The 16386-nt window shown below is 67.6% G+C and carries 15 protein-coding genes; 3 read left to right on the top strand and 12 right to left on the bottom strand.

Annotated features, from left to right (window positions below):
• Positions 1–34: 34 nt before the first annotated feature.
• The 5 genes from V6K52_RS15355 to V6K52_RS15335 all read right to left on the bottom strand — a co-directional run bounded on the left by V6K52_RS15355 (position 35) and on the right by V6K52_RS15335 (position 5664).
• Entirely contained in the window at positions 35–859 is an 825-nt protein-coding gene (locus V6K52_RS15355; protein WP_353950990.1) for an NmrA family NAD(P)-binding protein, read from the bottom strand.
• 7 nt (positions 860–866) lie between these two features.
• Positions 867–2801 carry a hydantoinase B/oxoprolinase family protein gene (locus V6K52_RS15350; protein WP_353950989.1) on the bottom strand — a complete coding sequence of 645 codons (1935 nt, stop codon included), beginning with the start codon at positions 2799–2801 and terminating at the stop codon, positions 867–869.
• The gene (locus V6K52_RS15345) at positions 2798–4924 is read right to left on the bottom strand and encodes a hydantoinase/oxoprolinase family protein (RefSeq protein ID WP_353950988.1); all 2127 of its coding nucleotides are present in this window, start codon (positions 4922–4924) and stop codon (positions 2798–2800) included. Before V6K52_RS15345 ends, V6K52_RS15350 begins: the two co-directional genes overlap by 4 nt.
• Before the next feature lie 108 nt (positions 4925–5032).
• Entirely contained in the window at positions 5033–5419 is a 387-nt protein-coding gene (locus tag V6K52_RS15340) for a type II toxin-antitoxin system VapC family toxin (protein WP_353950987.1), read from the bottom strand.
• Positions 5416–5664, bottom strand: a complete 249-nt coding sequence (locus tag V6K52_RS15335; protein ID WP_353950986.1) for a type II toxin-antitoxin system prevent-host-death family antitoxin — start codon at positions 5662–5664, stop codon at positions 5416–5418. Before V6K52_RS15335 ends, V6K52_RS15340 begins: the two co-directional genes overlap by 4 nt.
• A 304-nt stretch (positions 5665–5968) precedes the next feature.
• On the opposite strand from V6K52_RS15335, the gene V6K52_RS15330 reads away from it, so the two are divergent.
• Genes V6K52_RS15330 through V6K52_RS15320 form a run of 3 tightly spaced genes read left to right on the top strand, consistent with a single transcriptional unit; the run spans position 5969 to position 8686 of the window.
• The gene (locus V6K52_RS15330; protein WP_353950985.1) at positions 5969–6412 is read left to right on the top strand and encodes a hypothetical protein; all 444 of its coding nucleotides are present in this window, start codon (positions 5969–5971) and stop codon (positions 6410–6412) included.
• A complete protein-coding gene (locus V6K52_RS15325; RefSeq protein WP_353950984.1) occupies positions 6381–8021 on the top strand; it encodes a HAMP domain-containing sensor histidine kinase in 1641 nt (546 codons plus the stop codon). Before V6K52_RS15330 ends, V6K52_RS15325 begins: the two co-directional genes overlap by 32 nt.
• On the top strand, positions 8018–8686 hold the full coding sequence (locus tag V6K52_RS15320) for a response regulator transcription factor (RefSeq protein WP_353950983.1): 669 nt from the start codon (positions 8018–8020) through the stop codon (positions 8684–8686). Before V6K52_RS15325 ends, V6K52_RS15320 begins: the two co-directional genes overlap by 4 nt.
• Positions 8687–8796: 110 nt before the next feature.
• Here V6K52_RS15320 and V6K52_RS15315 read toward each other — a convergent pair whose 3' ends face one another.
• From V6K52_RS15315 to V6K52_RS15285, 7 genes are all read right to left on the bottom strand, one after another.
• Entirely contained in the window at positions 8797–9303 is a 507-nt protein-coding gene (locus V6K52_RS15315) for a hypothetical protein (RefSeq protein WP_353950982.1), read from the bottom strand.
• 120 nt (positions 9304–9423) lie between these two features.
• Complete coding sequence (locus tag V6K52_RS15310; protein WP_353950981.1) at positions 9424–10356, bottom strand: carbon-nitrogen hydrolase family protein; 933 nt, start codon at positions 10354–10356, stop codon at positions 9424–9426.
• Positions 10356–10985 carry a carbon monoxide dehydrogenase subunit G gene (locus tag V6K52_RS15305; protein ID WP_353950980.1) on the bottom strand — a complete coding sequence of 210 codons (630 nt, stop codon included), beginning with the start codon at positions 10983–10985 and terminating at the stop codon, positions 10356–10358. Before V6K52_RS15305 ends, V6K52_RS15310 begins: the two co-directional genes overlap by 1 nt.
• Positions 10982–13414 (bottom strand): aerobic carbon-monoxide dehydrogenase large subunit, encoded by a 2433-nt coding sequence (gene cutA / locus V6K52_RS15300; protein WP_353950979.1) that lies wholly within the window; start codon positions 13412–13414, stop codon positions 10982–10984. The genes V6K52_RS15305 and cutA overlap by 4 nt, the downstream gene beginning before the upstream one ends.
• Positions 13411–13953 (bottom strand): (2Fe-2S)-binding protein, encoded by a 543-nt coding sequence (locus V6K52_RS15295; RefSeq protein WP_353950978.1) that lies wholly within the window; start codon positions 13951–13953, stop codon positions 13411–13413. Before V6K52_RS15295 ends, cutA begins: the two co-directional genes overlap by 4 nt.
• Entirely contained in the window at positions 13950–14840 is an 891-nt protein-coding gene (locus tag V6K52_RS15290) for an FAD binding domain-containing protein (RefSeq protein WP_353950977.1), read from the bottom strand. Before V6K52_RS15290 ends, V6K52_RS15295 begins: the two co-directional genes overlap by 4 nt.
• Positions 14841–14857: 17 nt before the next feature.
• Positions 14858–16324, bottom strand: coding sequence for a solute carrier family 23 protein (locus V6K52_RS15285; RefSeq protein WP_353950976.1), 1467 nt, complete (start codon positions 16322–16324; stop codon positions 14858–14860).
• Positions 16325–16386 lie beyond the last annotated feature (62 nt).

The raw sequence follows: 16386 nt of genomic DNA, 5'->3' as shown, positions 1-16386 counted from the left end.
AAGGTATCGCTGGCCCGGGGCGCACGCCCGGCACTCAGGCAAGAACGTCGCGCCAGGTCCGGGGTTCACGCCCGAGCATCTGGCGGAGTGCACTCGGATCACCGACGAGCCCGCCGTGGTCGTAGCTCCGGAACATCGCCACGAGGTCGTGCCTGGCCTGCTCCGACTGATCGGCGCCGGGTCCGGTCATCCAGTCGTCCAGTGACATGCTGGCCGCCTCGACGTGCCTGCCAAGGACGTCAGTGGCGACCTCTGCCATGTCGCGCACGGACATCCGTTCTGCGCCTGCGAGGTCATACGTTGCGCCCTCATGCCCGTCCTCGGTCAGCACCCGAGCGGCCACCACGGCGACGTCGTCGAGATCGACATTCGTGAAGGGTGCGTCCAGCGAATGGGGCACCTCGATCCGTCCCTGACGTGCGGCGTGCTCAAGGTTCTGCAGATAGGCTGCAGGGCGCAGGATCGTGGCCGACTCCAGCCGTGCGCGGATCGACCTCTCGGCCTGTGCCTTGCGCAGATGGTGTGGCATCGACGCATCGTCGGGGTGAAGGACGGAGTGGTAGGCAAAGCGTGAAACCCCCTGTCGCAGTGCGGATTCAGCGACACGCGTTGCGATCAAGACCTCGTCCGGATGCACGTTGGGCGCGAGGTGATAGATCGCGGACACGCCCGCCACGGCCGCCTCCAGACCACTCCCGGTCACGAGCTCGACGGACACGGCACGAACCCGGTCCCCATAAATCAGGGAACGGCTCCCGGGGCGGACCGCGGCACGCACGCCGACACCGCGTTCGACGAGAGCGCGCGTCACGGCGCGGCCGGTCTTGCCGGCCGCGCCGATGACGAGGACCTCGGTCAAGCCCTGCTCACATCCAGTCGTACTCACTGGCGCGGGCGCCCTGGGCGAGTTGGGCGTAGCCGGGTCCGCGGTCGAAGAACGGCTCGTCGCCGCGCTCTTGCCGCAGCTGCTCTCGCAGCGCCTCGCTCGCCGCGACGTCGATGCTCACGTCGTCCTTGCCGCCAGAGGCCACGACGCCGTATGCCGTCCGCGCACCTTCCAGCGACACCTTGCCCCAGGTGAGGTCCCGTTCGACCTCGTCGAGAGGACGCTCGAGCGGGTCGCCCCAGCCGCCGCCACCCGTAGTGCGAATACGGATCAGCTGACCGGCACGGACCGGTTCGGAGTCGGCCAAGGCGTCGACCTCGCGCTCCTGCGGACCGCCGGGATCGATGACGACACTGAACGGCATACCCGCCTTGCCGCCCTTGAGTCCCCAACACGCGAGGATCGAGCGGTCGGCGATCGACATGAAGTGGGCGTCCTGGAGCATCCTTATCTGCTTCTCGTAGCCCAGGCCGCCCCGATAGCGGCCCGCACCACCGGAATCCACCGCCAGCCCGAGCCGCTCGACGATGAACGGGAAGCGTGACTCGGTGAACTCCGTCGGGAGATTGCGGGAGTCGGGGACGACGTGGATGGTGTCCTCACCGTCGGCGTAGTAGCGCCCTCCCGAGCCGCCTCCCAGGACCTCGCGCATGAGGTAGTCGTTGCCGTCCCGGTCCTTGCCGTAGACGCCCGTGTAGCGGATCGTTTCCTGGTCGGCCGGCATCTGGCCGTCGACGGCCTTCGCGACGACACCGGCAAGCACGCCGAGCAACCGCAGGATGACGAAGGTGCGTGCGTTGGTGGGCGCCGGATAGATCGGGGTGAGCAGCGTGCCCTTCTCGGGGAAGCGCATCTCGATGAGCGGCACGATGCCCTCGTTGACGTCGAGCTCGGCCATGCGCTCGGGGGTGTCCGCGAGGTTGCGCAGGATCGGCGCGAGCCACTTCTTGAGGAAGTTGCCACCGACGTAGTCGCCGCAGTGATTGATCGGCCCCTTGGCCTGCGGCGCCGTCCCGGTGAAGTCGACGATCAACCGCGCACCGCCGAGGAAGTTGGTCTCCGGGTCGGCTGGCGCGTCATCGACCTTGGTCAGGGTGATCCGCTGCGTGTGGAGCCTGGGCTGGTCGACGCCGTCGTGCTCGGCGTAGTCCTCCCAGACGTAGGTGCCCTCAGGGATCTTGCTGAGGATCTCGCGCCGGTAGGTCTCGGTGGTGCTGTCGAGGATCGCGTCGAAGGCGGTCTCGATGTCGTCGCGTCCGTAGCGCGTGAAGAGATCCGAGAGGCGTCGCGCCCCCATGAGGCAGGCGGAGCACTCGGCGTCGAGGTCGGCGGCGAGGCTGTCCGGCATGCGCGAGTTGCGGGTCATGATCCGCAAGGCAGCCTTGTTGGGAACTCCCCTGTCCCACAACTTGATCGGCGGGACAGACAGTCCCTCCTCGTGCACACTCGTGGCGTTGCTCGGCATGGATCCCGGGACTGCACCGCCGATGTCGTCGTGGTGACCGAACGCCTGGACGAACGCGACGACTGTGCCCTCGTGGAAGACTGGAACCGTGACGCAGAGGTCGGGCAGGTGGCCGATGCCGCCCTCGGACTCATAGACGTCGTTGTGGAAGAAGACGTCGCCCTCGACCATCTCCTCCAACGGGAAGTCGCGCACGATCGGGTGCACGAGCGCCGAGTAGGAACGGCCGGTGAGTTTGCGCAACTGGCGGTCGTGAATGCCGGCGCGGAAGTCGTGCGCGTCGCGGATCATGGGGGAGCGGGAAGTGCGGGCGATCGCGGTCTCGACCTCCATCTCGACGCTCGCGAGAGTGCCCTGGACGATCTCGACGAGGATCGGGTCAACCGTGCTTCCGGGCTCGGTGAGGCGCTTTCCGTGCTCGTATGCCGTGGGCAGGCCAGCCGTGTTCATCGCGCATCCTCTGTTGCCGCGGTCACCGTGGCGACCTTGGTGATGACGAGGTTGAGGTACTCGTCGACACGGACCTCGAAACCGGGGTGGACGGGCACCGTGGATCCGAACTCTTCAATAATCGCCGGGCCGGTCAGGCGCACTTCGGCCATGAGGTCGGTCCGGTTGATGATGGGCGTCGGTAGGTAACCTTCGTCGGCGTCGAAGCAGACTTGGCGGTGGGGCGGGTCCGCAAGCGCCCACCATCCCGGGGGGTCGTGTCGGGTGAGCTCGGGTCGCGTGATGGGACCGACGCCGGTGACGCGGAGGTTGACCCACTCGACCTGTTGGGTCGGGTCGCTCCGGAAGTCGTAGCCATAGAGCTGGTTGTGGGCGTCGTGGAACGCCTCGGCGACCTGTGCGGCATACGCATCGTTCACCGGCGCGTCAGCGGGCGCCAGGACGCGCACCTCGTAGGCCTGACCGAAGTAGCGCAGGTCGACCGTGCGCGTGAACTGGTGCTCGGAGCGGGCGAAGCCTTCCTTGTCGAGCGCGGCAGCGGCGCGCTCGGTGAGCCCGGTGAACGTCTTCTCGATCGCCGCGTGGTCGAGGGCTGACTGCTTGGCAACCTGCGTCTGGACGTAGTCGTTCTTCACGTCGACGGTGAGCAGGCCGAAGGCACTGACGTTGCCCGGGTTCTGCGGGACAACCACCCCGGCGAGGTCGAGGATGTCCACGAGCAGGCAGGCGAGCAGCGAGCCGGACCCACCGAACGTCGTGAGCATGAAGTCACGGACGTCGAGCCCGCGCTTGACGCTCACCTGCCGCAGGGCGTTGGCCTGGTTCCAGGCCGAGATCTCGAGAATGCCTGTGGCACAACGCTCGAAGTCGAGTCCGAGCCGGTCGGCCAGTGCCTCGATGCCGTTCCGAGCAGCCTCGACATCGAGTGGGATCTCGCCGCCGAGCAGGTGCGGAGGGATGCGACCCAGGACGAGCTGGGCGTCGGTGATCGTGGGCAGGCCACCTTCCGGGCCGCCCTTGCCGTAGCAGAGCGGACCCGGGTCCGCGCCGGCCGAATGAGGTCCGACCTTGAGCGCGCCCTCGGGGGAGACCCACGCGATGGAGCCGCCGCCGGCGCCCACAGTCACGACGTCGATCATCGGGATCTTGCTCGGGTAGGCGCCGACGGTGCCCTCGGTCGTGAGCGTCGGCTCGCCGTCGAGGACCACGGAGACATCGGTCGAGGTGCCGCCGCCATCACATGTGAGCACCTTGTCGAAGCCCGCCTTCTGCGCGATGAGCGCTGCACCGAGGGCGCCGGCCGCCGGACCTGACAGCACGGTGGTGATGGGCTGGTGCACAACCTCATCCGCCGAGAGGACGCCCCCGTTGGACTTCATGATGTAGAAGGGGATCTCGCGTCCGGACCCGCCGGTGAAGCCTTCGAGCCGGCTGTGGATGTTGCTCACATAGCGGCTGACGTTCGGCTTCACGGCGGCGTCGACGAGTGTCGTCATCGACCGTTCGTACTCGCGGTACTCACGCAGCACCTCACTCGAGATCGACACGATGGCGTCGGGGTGCTCGCGACGCAGGATCTCGCGCATCCGCAACTCGTGGTCGTCGGCGGCATACGAATGCAGGAAACAGACCCCGATCGTCGTGATGCCGCGCTCCTTGAACCAGCGGGCAGCAACGGTCGCGCTCTCCTCATCGAACGGGCGAATCTCGTTGCCCTCGAAGTCCATGCGCCCGCCCACCGTCCGGACGTGGTCGGCGGCGACGATGCGAGGAGGCTTCACCCAGAAGTAGGAGTTGCCATAGCCGTCGGGCACCGCCTGGCGAGCGATCTCGAGCATGAACTCGTAGCCCTGCGTCGTGATGAACCCGAGCTGCTCGACCTTGCCCTCGAGGAGCTTGTTGGTCGCGACGGTCGTCCCGTGGCAGACGGCGGTGATGTCGTCGCCGCTCGCCTGCATCAGACCGAGGACCTTCTCGATGCCGTTGATGAATCCGTCCGCCGGATTGCTCGGCGTGCTCGGCGTCTTGGTCGTGACGAGCTCACCAGAGTCCTCGTCGAACGCCACGACGTCGGTGAACGTCCCGCCCGTGTCGATCCCGATCCTGATTCGTCGCTGCGCCATGACAGAGATTCAATCGGGGTATGCCGGCCGCTCGCCTTGGCAATGAGTGCCAACGGATCGCAGTGGTCAGCGCACAACCCGCCAACCCGGTGATTCAGGTGAGGTGCGTCAGGCCCGGGCGTCGATCGTCAGTTCGGGCTCGGCGGCAAGCAGGACCCGGTCAGAGGTGAGGAGGCGCATGCCCTCAATTCGGGCCTGGGCCAAGAGCATCCGGTCAAAAGGGTCGTGCCGCACAAGCGCTGGGAAGGCCTCGAGGCCAGCGGCGTGATCTGCCGTGAAGGGCAGCTCTCGCATTCCGGCTCGGCGTGCTGACTCAGCAGCAGGAGCCATGAGTTGCAGCTTTCCGATCATCTCCTTGATCGTGAATTCGACGATGCTGATGGCAGAGAAGTGGACTGGCGAGGTCGACCCGCGGAGGGCTTCTTGGGAGGCAGGCCCCATGCGTGGATCCCTGGTGAAGAACCACAACAGCGCGCTTGTGTCGAGCAGGATCACTTGTCCCAGTCCTTGCCGTAGAACATCTCCTGGATCTCGGGATCGATGCCGTCGAAGAGATCTGGGTCGTACTCGACCCCAATCCAGCCTTCGACGCCGAAGATGATTTTGGGCTCTTGGTGCGGGACGAGGTCGACGACCGGCTTGCCTGCGCGGGCGATCGTCACCTGCTCACCCGCGAGGACCTTCTCGATGAGCTTGGACAGCTGGGACTTCGCCTCGTGGACGTTGACCTGAGTGGGCATGAGGCTAGTTTAGCCAGACTTGGCTAGGTCGGTCGAGGGTGTGGGCGAAGCGTTCGTGTCAGTGCACGACCACGGTGACAACGAAGTCGGGGGAGCTCCCGCGGATCGTGCTGGATCCGCGAGCGACGGCGCGCAGCTCCCACTCGCGCACTGCGCTGTCGGTCACGTTGGCGCAGCCCGCAGGATCCGCTCGCTCTTCGGCTCACTGTGGATGAGACGCGGATGAGAGGACTCTCATGGCGAATGAGAGGACTCTCATGGCCAGAGGGCAGACGTGGACGTCAGGTCTTGTGACCATGGAGGTATGACGCAACGCCGACTGGTCCTCACGGCCTGGGTGCTGGCCGCGACTGTCGCGGCCCTCGTCGTGGTCTCGTTCTCCGGGGCCGGACGCGGCCTGCCTGACCTCGGGCCGTCACTCGACCTCGACCGCGCCGAGCTCGCACCCTCGAGAAGCGGGACCCCCACCCCAAGCCTGACCGTCACCCCGACGCCGTCGGCGTCTGCTGCGCCGACACCGTCCACGACCCCGACGACGACCCCCTCGGTGAGGAGCTCCGCAGCTCCGCCGGCCGCGCCACGTCCTGCCCCGAAGGCCGCCCCAGCTCCGACGAAGAAGGTGAGGGTCGCGCCGCGACCTCCCGTGCGGGTCCCGGTCGCACCACCGCCCGCGGACGATGATGATGATGGGACCGGCGACGACGATGATGGCGAGAGTGACGACGACGACGAAGCGGACGATGACTGACGGCGCCCCGGCTCGAGCCGAGGCCCCCCCGGCCTTCCTCGGGGCGCGATCACTGTCGATGCGAGTGCGCATCGTGGGTTCGGTGGCGATGTTGTCGGCGCTCGGGCTCCTGGGAGCCGGCGCCGCAGCCCTCGTCGTCGAACGCGAACGCATCGACGCCCGCGTCGAGAGACTCCTCGCTCAGGAGATCGCCGAGTTCCGCGAGCTGGCCGCCAGTGGTGTCGATCCCGAGACCGGCGGCCCGTTCACCACGGCGGAGCGTCTCCTCGAGGTCTCGATGCAACGCAATGTCCCTGACGAGCACGAGACCCACCTCGGCTTCCTCCCCGACGTCACGCTCGTCCCGGTCGACGGTGGCGGCACCCTCCATCGCGACGCCGGTTTCCGGTCGGCTGTCACGAGCCACACGCAACCGTCGTTCGGCATCGTCGACGTCCCCGGACACGGTCGGGTGACCTATGCGGTGCTGCCGTTCACCAAGGAGGGACGGGCCAGCCACTACACCGCCGCCTACTTCACCGATCTTGAGATGGCCGAGCTCGGCGACACCATTCGTTCGTATGCCGTCGCCGCCACCTTGGCGTGGGGAGCGCTCGTCCTCGCGGCCTGGCTCCTTGCGGCCCGGATCCTGCGCCCCGTCCACGAGCTGCGCGACACGGCCGCCCGGATCAGCGACTCGGACCTGACCGGTCGGATCCACGTGCGGGGCGACGACGAGCTCGCCTCGCTGGGAACGACCTTCAACGGGATGCTGGATCGTCTGCAGGAGGCGATCGGCTCCCAGCGCCGCATGCTCGACGACGCGGGCCACGAGCTGCGCACACCCATCACCGTGATCCGTGGGCACCTCGAGGTGATGGACGTCGAGGACGCCGACGATGTCGAGGGCGTGCGCGAGCTCGCCCTCGACGAGCTGGACCGCATGAGCGGCCTCGTCGAGGACCTCCTGGTGCTCGCGAAGGCGCGCTTGCCCGAGTTCCTCACCACCGAGCCCACCGATGTCGGAGACCTCGTCCGCCGCACCCTCGACAAGGCCCAGGCCCTGGGCGACCGCACGTGGGAGGTGGACTCTGCACCTTCGATCGTTGCCGTCGTGGACCCGAGGCGCATCACCCAGGCAGTGCTCCAGCTCGCGGCCAATGCGGTCACGGCCACACGCGAGGGTGACGTCGTGGCCATCGGCTGCGCCTCCACGCCCAACGGCGTCCAGGTCTGGGTCCGCGACAGCGGGCCGGGCGTGCCGCCGGAGGATCGCAACCGCATCTTTGACCGGTGGAACAGCGGCGGCAACCACGTCGACGGGGAGGGTGGCACCGGTCTGGGCCTTGCCATCGTGCAGGCCATTGCGACGGCGCACGGGGGGACCGCGTGGGTCACCGCCGCCGGACCGGCTGGGGGTGCGCGGTTCGTCATCGAGGTGCCCGAGGGCGACCTCGCCAGAGATGAGGTCGAGGACACCGGCGAGAAGGCGAGGGAGGGCCAGGGCGGTGATGACGGTTCTGCGGAGGTGTCAGCCGCACGCTCGGGTGAGAATCGCACGGACCGTGAGGGACCGGCATACGTGAGCATTGAGTCGCTCCTTGACGAGCCGCGCGAGGTGTCCAGATGAGCTATGTCCTTATTGCGGAGGACGAGCCGAGGATCTCGGCGTTCATCGCCAAGGGCCTCACGGCGAGCGGCATCCAGTCCGAGATCGCGTCGGACGGTGCGACTGCCCTCGCGCTCGCGCTCGCGGGGGGCCACGACCTCATGCTGCTCGACATCGGGCTGCCGGAGCTGGATGGCTTCGAGGTGCTCTCGCGGCTGCGGGCGTCCGGCAGCACCCTCCCGGTCATCATCCTCACTGCGCGGGACTCGGTGACCGACACGATCGCGGGCCTCGAGGGCGGTGCCGACGACTACATGCCCAAACCGTTCTCGTTCGGCGAGCTGCTGGCCCGGGTTCGGTTGCGGCTTCGTGCTGCGGCTCCCGACCCCGACTCCGGGGTGAACGAGATCTCCGCCGGGGGCATCCGCCTCGACCTGCGAACGCGTCAGGCCCGGGTGCAGGGGCGGGTCACCGACCTCAGCTCACGCGAGTTCGTGCTGCTCGAGACGTTCCTGCGCCATCCCGGGCATGTGCTCAGCCGGGAGCAGCTGCTCAGTCATGTGTGGGGTTATGACTTCGACCCGGGCTCCAACGTCGTCGACGTCTATGTCCGATACCTGCGCCGCAAGATCGGTGCCGATGCCATCGAGACGGTGCGAGGGATGGGCTACCGGCTGCGGGCGTGACCGGGGTGATACGTGACCGGGGGGATACGTGACCAGGACGAGATCGGGCAACACGCGGGGTGCAGGGGAACCCGTGCGTGCTGCCCGACCTCGACCTCATCGCAGGAGGGTCAGAGCCGGCGGCACTGGTCCTCCTTGTTGCCCTGGACGATGTTGCCGCTGCCGACCGGTGCGGGAACGTTCTCCTTGCACTGGAGGTTGCCGTTGACGCGGTTCGTGTAGATCGTCTTCGTCCCGGTGCGGTTCGTGAAGACCTGGATGTCGGCGGTGACGATGTTGCGTCGCAGGTCGAGAGCGCCGCCCTGCTTGAGCTGGATGCTGCCCCCGACGCGCGAGTCGAGGACGCGGACGAGCCGGTGCCCCTCGGACTGCACGTTGCCGTTGACCCGCACCCGAGTTGCCGTGAGGGTGGCGCCCCGCTCGACCTTGAGCGTGCCCTTGAGGATGGTTCCGGTCAGGGTGCAGGTCGCACCGGTGGGGACTCGCACGTTGTCAAGGGTGACCGCTCCGATGGAGCCGCGGCAGGTCCGCTCCTCGGCGGACGCGGCCGGGGCGACCGCGATCGTCCCGCCGAGCGCGAGGGCAGTGCCGACCAGCGTAGTGGTGAAGCGCTTCATGACGTCCTCCGATGTGTGGCGCCGGAGCCGTTCCCCGGCACTGACATCACGCTCGACCCTTCGGATGACATGACGATGAGGCTTGGGTGAGGAGGTTCTCATCAAGCGGGGTGAGGCGAGTCAGTCGCCTTCGGGCTTGTGGTCGGGCCGCACGCCTCCGTGCGGGAAAGACGTTTTTGCCGGTGACTCGAGCTCCTCCCGATGACGCCGGATGAGGTCGAGGTTGCGGTCTCGGAGGTGATCGAACCCCTGACCGATGTTGGAGCCCGGGGTGAGCGACGACAACGCAGTTGCCGGGTCTAGCCGTGCTGACACCCACCCCTCGTGCGAGGCAGCCTTGGCGATGATCGTCGCGTTCGGCGTGACGATGTGGCTGTTGCCAAAGTAGATGACGCCGACAGAGTCGATCCCCGTGGCGTTGGCGCCGATGACGAAGACGTGATTGTCGTAGGCGCGGGCCCGTGACGTGAGCTCCCAGATGTCGGCCGACCTCAGCAGGGCCGACGGGCGACAGATGATCTCGGCGCCCTGGACGGCCTGGATTCGCGACAGCTCCGGGTAGTCGCCGTCGAAGCAGATGATCATCCCGATGCGGCCGATGGCGGTGTCACACACTGTGACCGTGTCACCCGGAGTGACCCAACCACCTCCGGAGACCGCTTCGGTGCAGAACGGATGGGTCTTGCGATAGACCCCGAGCAGGGCGCCATCGGTGTCGATGAGCACCGAGGCGTTGTAGACGATGCCTCGCTCGGGCCCACGCTCGTAGGTGCCGACGCACAGTACGATCCCCAGCTCGCGGGCCACGGCCTGGAACGGCTCGATCATCGCTCCCGGCAGCTCACTCACGAGATCCCAGAGGTTCTCCGCGGGGCAGTCCGGCGTGAACCCCGTCGTCGCCGACTCGGGCAGGACGACGAGCTCCGCGCCCGTCTCGGCCACGCAGCGCCGCACGAAGTCGATGCAGCGGGCGATGTTGGCCTTGACAACCTGCGGGGTGAGTGAGCCGCGCACGGGCGCGACCTGGATCGCCGCTGCAGTGAGGGCACGCATCAGCGACGTCCGATGAGCCAGCCGACGACGACGCCGGCGAGGGCGACGCCCGCACCGAACAGCGCCCCGGGGACGAAGCCCGGACTGCCGAGCGAGGCGACGGACGTCCCGACCGGGTTGATGGGACGAGGGCCGCTGGGGACCTCGTCGACGAGCACGCCACCCTTCGGCTTCTTCTTCTCCCTGCGGACGCCGGCGATGTCGTCGTCCAGGGCTGTGAACATCTGTCCGGCCATCTTGCGGGCCACGCCGGCGAGCATGCGCTGACCGACACCGCCGATGGGTCCACCGACGAGGGCATCGGCCTCATAGGTGATGGTCGTCCCGCCACCTTCTGCCGCTGCCAATGCGACGTCGACGGTGGTCGAGATCGTGCCCGGCGCACCCGCGCCATCAGCCTTCATGGTGAAGCGGTCCGGCTCGGAGACATCGCTGACCGCGACCTCGCCCTCGTAGGAGCCCTTGATCGCGGCAACTCCTGCCATCACGGTCATGGCGTAGCGACCGGGCGAGAGCTCACGCAGGCTCTCGCAGCCGGGGATGCTGCGTGCCAGGGCTTCGGGGTCGTGGACGGCCTGCCACACCTGCTCGGGGGAGGCCACCATCGTCGCGGTGCCGGAAATCTTCATCGGTGCTCCTTGGTCGTGCGGGGCGAAGTCAATTCGGTGGCAGTCGCCGTTGCAGTGGCGGCATGCTCGCGGCGCAGGTCCCAGAGCTCGTTGGGGCTGATCGGCATCGAGCGGATGGCGAAGCCCTCGGCGTCGGAGATCGCCGACGCGATGACGGCAGTCACGGGAATCGTCCCGGCCTCGCCGGCGCCCTTGATTCCCAACGGGTTCAGAGGGGAGGGCGTCTCGAGGTGGTCGGTCTCGATGTGGGGGACCTCCGACGCATAGGGCATGAGGAAGTCCATGAACGACGCGTTGAGCAGCTGTCCGCTCTCGTCATAGGCCATGCGCTCGTAGAGGGCGCCACCCACGCCCTGTGCGACACCACCGTGCACCTGTCCCTCGACGATCATCGGGTTGACGACGGTGCCGCAGTCGTGGACGACGCAGTAGCGCAGGATTCGGATCTCGGCCGTCACCGGGTCGGTCTCGACGATGGCTGCGTGCATCCCGTTGGCGAAGGTTGCCTGGGTGGGCGAATAGAAGTCCTTGGCCTCGAGCCCGGGCTCGTCGTCATCGGCGATCGGCGGCTTGTCTGGATCGTAGGATCCGGCGAACTGCGTTGCGGCCTTTGCGGATTCGTCGAAGGCATAGCGAAGCGGGTTGGACATGACCGCAACCGTGGAGAGCGCGATCGAGGCATGGGGCGCACCCTTGACGCTGATCGTGCCGTCCTCGATCTGCAGGTCCTCCTCGGCGACCTCCAGGGCGTCAGCGGCGATCCGCAGGGCCTTGGCGCGCACCGCTTGAGCCGCGAGGGCGACGGCGTTGCCGCTCATGACGGCGCCGCGCGACGCGAACGTGCCCACGGCATACGGCATGCGCCTGGTGTCTCCCGTGGTGACGAAGACGTCGTTGATCGAGACGCCGAGCTCGTCGGCGACGATCTGCGCGAGGATGGTCTGGTGGCCCTGGCCCTGGGTGGTGAGGCCCGTGGCGACGTTGACGCGGCCACTCGTCTCGACGTGGACGTGCCCACCTTCGTAGGGGCCGACGCCGGTGCCCTCGACGTAGCAGCCGATACCCAGACCCACCTTTCGTCCCTGTGACCGGGCTTCCTCCTGGTATGCCGTGAAGTCGTCCCAGCCCACGAGCGCCTTGAGCTTCGCGAGGGAGGCGGGGAAGTCGCCGGAGTCGTATTTGAGCGGCCGGCCGTCCTGGAAGAGGAGTCCTTGGTCGTAGGGCATCTCGTCGGGCTGGATGAAGTTGCGGGAGCGGACCTCCGCCCTGTCGAGGCCGAGCTCAGCGGCGATGGCGTCCATCGTCCGCTCCATGGCGAAGCAGCCCTGGGGGCGGCCGGCGCCGCGATAGGGCGTGACGAGGACGGTGTTGGTGTAGAGCGACCAGAATTCGACCCGGTAATTCTGTGGCTTGTAGGGCCCGAGCAGCTGGGTCGCCGTGATGATGGGGACGATGACGCCATAGGGGAGATAGGCGCCGTTGTCGTGCCAGAACTTCACGTCGAGGGCGAGCAGTCGTCCGTCGTCGTCGAAGCCGACGGTGACCTGCTGGAGTTGGCCGCGCTCGTGGGCGCTGGACGTGAAGTGCTCGCGCCGGTCCTCGGTCCACTTGACGTCGTGGTTGAGCAGGCGCGAAGCCCAGGGGATGAGCACCTCTTCGGGCCAGGGGTGCATGATCTTGACGCCGAACCCGCCGCCGACGTCGGGGGCGATGCATTCGACCTGTGCGAGCGGCAGCTGGAGTTTGGCGGCCACAGCGGCGCGCACACCGGTGGTGGTCTGGGTCGACGAGTGAATGCGCATGCGCTGCTCGTCCGAGTCCCAGTGCGCGAGAACGCCTTTGCCTTCCATCGGCATGCAGGCGCTGCGTTCGATCTCAAGGTCGAGGGTGAGCGTGTGCGGCGCCGTGGCCATGGCGGGCTCGACGTTGCCGACCTCTTGAAGCAGATGTGCCGCGACATTGCCGGGGGCGTCGTCGTGGACGAGATCGGCGCCATCGCGCGACGTTGCGACCCCGACGACGGGCGTGAGGAAGTCGTAGGTGACGACGATGCGTTGCGCGGCGTCCTCGGCGACGTAGCGGTTGGTCGCGACGACCATGACGATGGCCTCGCCGACGTGGTTGACCTCGTCCTTGGCCAGCGCGTAGCCGGTGCGGCCGGCCTCGATGCTCGGGTGGGGGATGAGGAGGGGCAGGCGGTCGGCGGCGGGACGGTCGAGGTCCTCGTGTGTGTAGACCGCGACGACGCCGTCGACCTCGACCGCGCCATCGACGTCGATGTCGGTGATGCGCGCGTGGGCATGCGGGCTGCGGACGAAGGCGACCTCGTAGGCGTCGTGGCCGAGGTCGTCGAGGTAGCGGCCGTTGCCGGTGACGAGGCGTGGGTCCTCCTTGCGAAGGACCGGCTGGCCGAACTGTCGGGTGCTCACTGCGAGTCACCCTGATCGGTCTTCGCGCTCTTCTCGGCCGTGAGGTTGCGCTTGATCTCGGCAGCGCGCACGACGGCCTTGCAGATGTTTTGGTAGCCGGTGCAACGACACAGGTTGCCCGAGATTGCCTCACGAGCCTCCTCGCTCGTCGGGTCGGGGTTCTCCTCGATGAAGGCGGTGATGGTCGTGACGAATCCCGGTGTGCAGAAACCGCACTGGAGCCCGTGGCACTCGACGAACGCCTGCTGCACCGGACCCATCGCCTCCTGTGTGCCGAGCCCCTCGACCGTGGTGATCGAGTGCTCCTGCGCGGACACGGCGAACATGAGACACGAACGCATGGGCTCGCCGTCGACGAGCACCGTGCAGGCACCGCAGACGCCGTGCTCACAGCCGACATGGGTGCCGGTGAGGCGCAGGTCGTGGCGGAGGAAGTCGGACAGGAGTCGACGGGGCTCGACGGCCCGGGTGTGGGCGACGCCGTTCACGCTCAGCGTGACGTCGACCGTGACGAGCGCGTTCTGGTCAATGTCGGTCATGCGTCCTCCTCGGTCGTGGCCAGGGTGAGCGCGCGCCGAGTGAGCTCGGCGGCGAGCATCCGGCGGTACTCGCTGGTGGCGTGGATGTCGGCCTCCGGCGCGATGCCTGCCTGGACGAGTTCCTCAACCGCTTCCAAGGCGGAAGGACCTGCTGTGAGCGACGAGATCGACTGTCCCGCAACGGCTTCGGTGAGATCGATGACAACTGGGATGTCGGTGACGGAGACGTATGCTGCGCGCGCACGGCGCACGACCGCGTCGCGACCCTGCCCGTCCAGGTCGACGGCCACGCCGACACCGGCCAGGGCATAGTCACCGTGACGACGGGCCGATTCGAGGAAGGCCGTCCGTGTTGAGGCACCGAACCGACCAAAGCGCACCGCCTCGAGCAGCTCGTCCGCCTCGAGCACTGTCTGCAGGGGGCCCTCGAAGAAGTCCGCGGCCGCCACTTCGCGTCGCCCGCGGGGACCGGCGATCTCCATGACGGCGTCGGTCAGCACCGCGATCGACGGCATCTCACCGGCGGCGTCCGCGTGGGCGATCGAGCCCACGGTCGTGCCGCGGTTGCGGATCGCCGGATGGGCCACGTTCCGCAATGCCTGACGGAGAACCGGCAGGACGGCATACGCCTCGTCGTGTTTTTGCAGGACAGCGTGACGCACGGTTGCACCGACGCGGACGTGGGTGTCGGTGATGGTCACGGTGTCGAGGGCGGCGACGCGGTTGATGTCGACGAGATGCGCCGGTTGGGCGAGCCGCATGTTGAGGACGGGGATGAGGCTTTGCCCTCCGGCGAGGACCTTGCCGTCATGGCCCACTTCACTCAAGGTTGCGATGGCCTCGTCGAGGGTGAGTGGCGCGTGGTGCCTGAAAGGAGCGGGCTTCACGTCGGGGTGTCAGCTCCTCAGTGCTTGTTCTGGTAGAGGTCGTCGATGCCGTCTTCGTCGCCATAGACGCGGTCACCGGTGGCGATGGCCGTGCCGCCCGCGCCACCCCCGCCATCCGCGCGCTCGCGCAGGTCGGACGGGGCGAGTGCGCGCGCCAGGTGGTAGGCGCCGATCGCGACGATCGTGCCGAGGGCAATGCCGCTGAGGGTGAAGTCGTCGCTGAACTTCAGCTTGACGTCACCGATGCCGATGACGATGCCGGCCGCAACGGGAACGAGGTTGATCGGGTTCGCGAAGTCGACCCCGTTCTCCTTCCAGATCTTGGCGCCGAGCAGGCCGATCATCCCGTAGAGCACGACCGTGATGCCGCCGAGAACCCCACCGGGGACGGAGGCGACCAGAGCACCGAATTTGGGGGAGAGGCCGAAGACGATCGCAACGATCGCGGCGACGTAGTAGGCCGCGGTCGAGTAGACGCGGGTGGCCGCCATGACGCCGATGTTCTCCGCGTAGGTCGTCGTGGGCGAGCCACCGACGGAGGACGCGAGGATCGTGCCGACACCATCTGCCGCGATCGCGCGACCCATGTCCTTGTCGAGGTCGGCGCCGGTCATCTCGGCGACGGCCTTGACGTGGCCGGTGTTCTCGGCGATGAGGGCGATGACGGCGGGGAGGACGAGCAGGATCGCAAAGGTCGAGAAGGTCGGGGTGTGCCAGCCTGCCACGTCGGTGCCGTCGGCGTTGAAGACCGTCTTGGCCGGGAAGCCGAACCAGGAGGCGTCACCGATGCCTGCCGTGTTCCAACGGACGTGCTCGGTCGCCTCGGTGGCGCCGCCGAGGACGGACGTGATGGGACCGAACACCTGGTCGAGCAACCACGAGAGCAGCGTTCCGAAGATGAGTGCGAGGAAGATCGCAATCCGGCTGATGAAGCCCTTGAACGCGACCGCGCAGACGATGACGAACAGCATCGTGAGGAGCGCGACCCACTGGTCCTGCGGCCAGTAGATGTTGGCGACGACGGGCGCCAGGTTGAATCCGATGAGCATGACGACGGCGCCGGTGACGACGGGCGGCAGCACCTTGTGCAGGATGCTCGAGCCGAGGAAGTGGATCGCCACACCCACGAGGGCCAGGACGACACCGGCAACGAGGATCGCGCCGGTGACCTCGGACGAGTCGCCACCTTGCGTGCGGATCGCGGCGACGCCACCGACGAACGCGGCGGACGTGCCGAGATAGCTGGGCACGCGGCCCTGGACGATGAGGAGGAACGCGATGGTCGCGATGCCGCTCATCATGATGGCGAGCTGCGGGTTGAGGCCCATGATCAGCGGGAAGACGAAGGTCGCACCGAACATCGCGACGACGTGCTGTGCGCCGAGACCAACGGTGCGTCCCCAGTCGAGCCGTTCGTGCGGGGCGACGACGTCGTCGGGTCCGAGCGTGCCCTCTTTCAGCTTCCAACCAAGTCCGAGAGCCATGTGTGTTGCCTTCCTCAGTGGGGCGCTTCCGGGGACCACGTCATCGTGGATAGAAGGACGCT

Origin of the sequence: Knoellia sp. S7-12 (genome assembly GCF_040518285.1) — a bacterium.
GTDB lineage: Bacteria > Actinomycetota > Actinomycetes > Actinomycetales > Dermatophilaceae > Knoellia.
Note: the sequence above shows the minus strand (reverse complement) of the source record. Positions and strands in the feature narration are given on the sequence as shown.

What these genes read in the sequence shown, in the direction of transcription:
- V6K52_RS15305 (WP_353950980.1), bottom strand. Translation starts at nt 10,985, where the DNA reads ATGAAGATTTCCGGCACCGCGACGATGGTGGCCTCCCCCGAGCAGGTG.
- V6K52_RS15315 (WP_353950982.1), bottom strand. Translation starts at nt 9,303, where the DNA reads ATGAAGCGCTTCACCACTACGCTGGTCGGCACTGCCCTCGCGCTCGGC.
- V6K52_RS15330 (WP_353950985.1), top strand. Translation starts at nt 5,969, where the DNA reads ATGACGCAACGCCGACTGGTCCTCACGGCCTGGGTGCTGGCCGCGACT.
- V6K52_RS15335 (WP_353950986.1), bottom strand. Translation starts at nt 5,664, where the DNA reads ATGCCCACTCAGGTCAACGTCCACGAGGCGAAGTCCCAGCTGTCCAAG.
- V6K52_RS15285 (WP_353950976.1), bottom strand. Translation starts at nt 16,324, where the DNA reads ATGGCTCTCGGACTTGGTTGGAAGCTGAAAGAGGGCACGCTCGGACCC.
- V6K52_RS15350 (WP_353950989.1), bottom strand. Translation starts at nt 2,801, where the DNA reads ATGAACACGGCTGGCCTGCCCACGGCATACGAGCACGGAAAGCGCCTC.
- V6K52_RS15320 (WP_353950983.1), top strand. Translation starts at nt 8,018, where the DNA reads ATGAGCTATGTCCTTATTGCGGAGGACGAGCCGAGGATCTCGGCGTTC.
- V6K52_RS15295 (WP_353950978.1), bottom strand. Translation starts at nt 13,953, where the DNA reads ATGACCGACATTGACCAGAACGCGCTCGTCACGGTCGACGTCACGCTG.
- V6K52_RS15345 (WP_353950988.1), bottom strand. Translation starts at nt 4,924, where the DNA reads ATGGCGCAGCGACGAATCAGGATCGGGATCGACACGGGCGGGACGTTC.
- V6K52_RS15310 (WP_353950981.1), bottom strand. Translation starts at nt 10,356, where the DNA reads ATGCGTGCCCTCACTGCAGCGGCGATCCAGGTCGCGCCCGTGCGCGGC.